The organism is Pontibacterium sp., from assembly GCF_041587635.1.
Lineage (GTDB): Bacteria > Pseudomonadota > Gammaproteobacteria > Pseudomonadales > Balneatricaceae > Pontibacterium.
In genome coordinates, this window is record NZ_JBFGYC010000340.1 from 1 (window position 1) to 4486 (window position 4486).

The window sequence follows — 4486 nt, forward strand, 5'->3', positions numbered from 1 at the left end:
CCACTCAGTAGGCCGTTGGGGAAGGGGTGACACCATAGATCTGAGCAGAGGTGCCGCGATGTTACCGATACAACAGATGATCGCAGAAATCGAAGCGGAGGTTGGTTACACGGCCGGTATGACCGGTCGGCCTGAGCTTTCCGAGCAGGTGCGGGAGGCGATGCGTCAGGTGCCTCGGCATATGTTCGTAGATCCCGAGCTAATGGATGAGGCCTACGACAACTACCCGCTGCCGATCGGCTACGACCAGACCATCTCGCAACCCTATATGGTGGCAATCATGACCGATCTGCTCGAACCGAAACCCCATCATCGGGTGCTGGAGATTGGTTGCGGCAGCGGTTATCAGGCCGCCATTCTTTCGCTGCTGGTGCAAAAGGTCATCAGTCTGGAGATCGTCGGTCCCTTAGCTCGGAGTGCCCGAGAGCGGCTGGCACGGTTGGGGTACCACAATGTTGAGGTGATCGAAGCAGACGGTCAGTTCGGCTGGGAACAGCAGGCCCCCTATGACGGCATTATTGTGACCGCTGCGCCGGAAGATATCCCGCAGCCGCTGATCGACCAGCTGGCGCCGGGTGGGCATCTGATTATTCCCGTGGGTGCCCGCTATATGGCCCAGGAACTGCTGGATATTCATAAAGTCACGGAGGATGAGGTCATCACTAAGGGGGTGTTGGGGGTGAGTTTTGTGCCGTTGACCGGTGGTGCTTAGATCGGCGCAGGGAGGGCGGAGAAACTATATTGCCCTGTGCTCTTCGGTGTAATCTTTGTCCCACCTATCTCACATCGGCAGCCAGCGTGAGCGCCGGAGCGGTCGGCTTTTGAACTCTGTCATTTGGCTATAGTGAGGGCAGTCAGCATATTAGCCAGTGAGCACAGAGCCTGACACTATTTCTAACAACCCGGAGCGGGGAGGTGTGCCTGATGGGGAGCCGTATGCGTAGCCTGATCTTCTCCACACTCATGCCGCTGATGCTGGGCGGCTGTACCGACAGCATCGTCAACCACTTCGCGTTCTACCCGATGCGCTTCAGCGCCAGCGACTACAACCTGACCGGCAGTAGCATTCGGGACGTAGCCTTCACCACTGAAGATCAGATCCGCCTGCACGGCTTTTATCTCCCCAGCCGTGGTCAGCAGAAACTGGTGATCTTTTTTCACGGCAACTTCGGCCATGCGCTGCACCGCCTTAGTGCCGCTAAGCAACTGGCACAAACCGGCGTCAACGTCTTGCTGGTGGGGTACCGTGGTTACGGCCGCAGCGAAGGTAAACCCAGCGAGTTGGGCATCTACGCTGATGGCGAGGCTGCCCTTCAATACGCCACCGACACGCTGAACTTCGAGATGCAGAATATCTTTATCCTCGGCCGCTCCCTCGGCTCCGCCGTGGCGATCAATATGGCGCAGGGACGCGAACTGGGCGGACTGATTCTGATCAGCACCTTCACCAGTGGCCATGAAGTGATGACAGATGCAGGCATGGGCTGGCTGCGCTGGTTTGTCGACCGGCGGCCCTTCGATCAGGTCGCCAAGCTGGATCGGGTGAATGTGCCCGCTTTGTTTATCCACGGCGAACGGGACCGGGAGATACCGTACCGGCTGGGTGAAAAGCTCTACCAGCGTTATCCCTCACCATTCAAAAGCATGCTGAGCGTATCCGATGCAGGGCATAACGATCTGTTTGTAGATTACGGGGAGGCAATCTGGGCGCGGATCGCGGTGTTTATTGCAGAGCCGCAGGCAAGTGCAGGTCAGGAAGAGCGGTGGTGACATCATCTACCGTGAAACCGGATCGTTTGTAGGGTGTCGTTAGCGTAACGCACCGTTACCGTTGATAGTGGTGCAATACGCTATGCTATTGCACCCTACTGGCTGCAGCGAACGACGGGTAACATGGTCGTTACAGGGCGTCCGCCTCCGCTTGTTTACAATTCAGGGCTTCACCGTTGCCATCCTGTTTTCGCGGCTTTTTGTCATCGGTGACCAACGCCTGATAACCCGCGTGGCGAACCGAGTCCAGCAGCTGCTCTACGTCTGTTTCTTCCACATCGATCATCTTCAGCGCTTCACCACCCAGGTGCAGGCTGCTCTCCATCGCTTCCGGGAAGGCGTGGGTGGCGCCGGCTTTGTAGAGGTCATGGCAAGACTTCAAATCCCGCGCGCGGGAGATGATGGGCACGTTTGGATAGTCACTACGGATGTGACTGATCGCACGTAAGGCCGAAGGCGTATGGTCGATGGTCATCACCACCAGTGAGGCCTGTTCCATATGCATTGCCTGCAACAGGTGCGGATCGCCCACGTCCCCATAGAGCACCGGCATGCCACGCTCCTGACCTTTGGCGATATGGGTGGGATTGGTATCAAAGGCGATAAAAGGGATATCGCGTTCCTGCAGCAGGGTGGCGACGGTGTAACCGACCCGCCCGAAACCGCCAATGATCACGCGGCCCTTGGCGTTATCCTCAGGAATATCCAGTGCCGTCTGTGGTTGAGCGTCGTTGCCCGGATTGCGTTTGGCCTGCATCGCCGCAATGGAATCTGCTGCCCGTAGGGCCAGCGGTGTCAGTACCATGGAGACCGAAATTACACCCACCGCCAGCACAAAGGTTTCATCGCTGATCACCTGCAACGCTTTGGCTGAGCCAAAGAGCACAAAACCGAACTCACCCCCCTGAGAGAGTAACAATGCAATACGCACCGCCAGCGGCCGGGCGTAGCCAAAGGCCATCGCCAAGCCCAGAAGTACGGCAAACTTCAGCGCGATGATCACCAGAATATGCTGCAGGAAGAGACCCGCCTGGTCGGCCAGTGCGGCCAGATCGATCGACATGCCGACCGCGACAAAGAACAGGCTCATCAACAGCCCTTTGTACGGTTCTACAGACGCCTGTACCTGCAGACGGTAATCTGAGCCGGAGAGCAGCATTCCCATTATGAAGGCGCCCAGCGCCATGGATACGCCCGCGTAGTGCATCGACCAGGCCGCCAGAAAGACCGCCAGCATCACCACCAGGAAGAATCCCTCTTTGTTGCCGCGCACCGAGAGATGGTGCAGGGCGTGCGGTAGCATATAACGGCCGAACACCGCGATCAGGGTTAGCATGCCCGCCACTGTCGCAAACTGCTGCCAGAGCGGTACTGAGGCCGACAGCTGCCCGGTGTCGGAGATGATAGGGACCAACGCCAGCAGCGGTACGATGGCCAGATCCTGCATCAGCAAGATGGAAAAGGCCGCCGTGCCGTGTCGGCTGTTGATCTCGCCGCTCTCCTGCAACAGCTGTAACACCAGTGCGGTGGAGGAGAGGGCGAAGGTCATACCGATCAGCAGTGCGCTGGTCCAGCTCGGCTGGAACAGGTAGAAGTAGGCGCCGATCACGCCGCCGGAGAGCAGTATTTGCAGCAGGCCCAGACCAAACACCTCGCGCCGCATCGTCCAGAGGCGGGTAGGTTTCATCTCCAGCCCGATCAGAAACAGCAGCAGCACCACGCCCAGCTCGGTGAAGTGGCGCACTTCTTCTACGTGGCTGGTGACATAAGGTCCGCCGGAGTAGGGGCCGACCACGATACCGGCCACCAGCAGGCCGAGAATCGAACCCAGTCCAAAGTGTTTAAACAGCGCGACGGCAATCGAGGTCGCAACCAGCACCATCAGTGCCGAGGTAATAAAGTGATCCAGATGCATTTAGAGCCTGTTGGGTTAAGAGCAGATGGTTGTTGAGTTACAGCCCAGAGTTATAAATGCAACTAAAGGCGTAATCAATACTTCTGAAGTGCCGGTTTTGCGGCTGCGAAGCTCAGGCCGCAATCTACCCTGCTGAGGTGATTTAGCCAGAAGTAGGATTTTAGCATGTAGCTCTTCCACATAGCGTGTAGCTTGTCAGCTTCCGAAGGTTGTTCATGTATAAAGGACGATGGATCTGAGATCCTTTCTAGCTCGATCCGTGAGCTTAATATTCAGCGTCTACTTTGCCAATTTCCTTAACTCTTCAAAGACTGCTCCACCGTCGCGAATACGTCCTGCCTCCAGATCCGCCATACCCTCTTCAATCGCCGCTTTGAACTGTTGTACCTTGTCGGCCTGGTACTGCTCAAATTCTTTGTTGGATATCACCGCCGCGACGGGTTTGGCCGTTGCGTGAGATACGAACTGCTTCAGACTGAGCTTTTAGGATTAAGTCATCAAACTCACGTTTGGCTTCTGTTGCTGTGAGTTCCATAGCTATCGCTCATTTTGATCAATTTGTTAGCTTTAATCATTACGGCATAGATCGTTGCCTGTCGTTCTACACAACGGCGAATCGCCACCGGGTTTGTTCAGATCAAGACATAGGTAGAATCCCGACTGCAACGACTTGCACCAAAACCGATCACGTAGCACACTGCTGTTCAATAACCGGTCAGGACCGACCGCATAAGGATCAGATACAGGGTGTGTACGGTGCAGTGGATGCGTCTCCTCTTTTTACTTCTCTTCGTCTCAGCG

The 4486-nt window shown here is 56.4% G+C and carries 5 protein-coding genes; 2 read left to right on the top strand and 3 right to left on the bottom strand.

From position 1 onward, the window contains the following. Both ABYW01_RS14960 and ABYW01_RS14965 read left to right on the top strand, forming a co-directional pair. Positions 1-712: protein-L-isoaspartate(D-aspartate) O-methyltransferase (locus ABYW01_RS14960; protein ID WP_372834125.1), on the top strand; the 712-nt coding region annotated here is incomplete at its 5' end. 212 nt (positions 713-924) lie between these two features. Continuing rightward, complete coding sequence (locus ABYW01_RS14965; protein WP_372834128.1) at positions 925-1770, top strand: alpha/beta hydrolase; 846 nt, start codon at positions 925-927, stop codon at positions 1768-1770. A 130-nt stretch (positions 1771-1900) separates the two neighbouring features. On the opposite strand, the gene ABYW01_RS14970 is transcribed toward ABYW01_RS14965, so the two are convergent. The 3 genes from ABYW01_RS14970 to ABYW01_RS14980 form a co-directional block, all read right to left on the bottom strand. After that, on the bottom strand, positions 1901-3685 hold the full coding sequence (locus ABYW01_RS14970; RefSeq protein ID WP_372834131.1) for a cation:proton antiporter: 1785 nt from the start codon (positions 3683-3685) through the stop codon (positions 1901-1903). Between the two features lie 279 nt (positions 3686-3964). Next, the gene (locus ABYW01_RS14975) at positions 3965-4114 is read right to left on the bottom strand and encodes a hypothetical protein (RefSeq protein WP_372834133.1); all 150 of its coding nucleotides are present in this window, start codon (positions 4112-4114) and stop codon (positions 3965-3967) included. Beyond that, the gene (locus ABYW01_RS14980; RefSeq protein WP_372834135.1) at positions 4092-4220 is read right to left on the bottom strand and encodes a hypothetical protein; all 129 of its coding nucleotides are present in this window, start codon (positions 4218-4220) and stop codon (positions 4092-4094) included. The genes ABYW01_RS14975 and ABYW01_RS14980 overlap by 23 nt, the downstream gene beginning before the upstream one ends. Positions 4221-4486: the final 266 nt, after the last annotated feature.

Excerpts from the sequence above, each read along its gene's own strand:
- ABYW01_RS14965 (WP_372834128.1), top strand. The coding sequence starts at position 925 with ATGGGGAGCCGTATGCGTAGCCTGATCTTCTCCACACTCATGCCGCTG.
- ABYW01_RS14980 (WP_372834135.1), bottom strand. The coding sequence starts at position 4,220 with ATGGAACTCACAGCAACAGAAGCCAAACGTGAGTTTGATGACTTAATC.
- ABYW01_RS14970 (WP_372834131.1), bottom strand. The coding sequence starts at position 3,685 with ATGCATCTGGATCACTTTATTACCTCGGCACTGATGGTGCTGGTTGCG.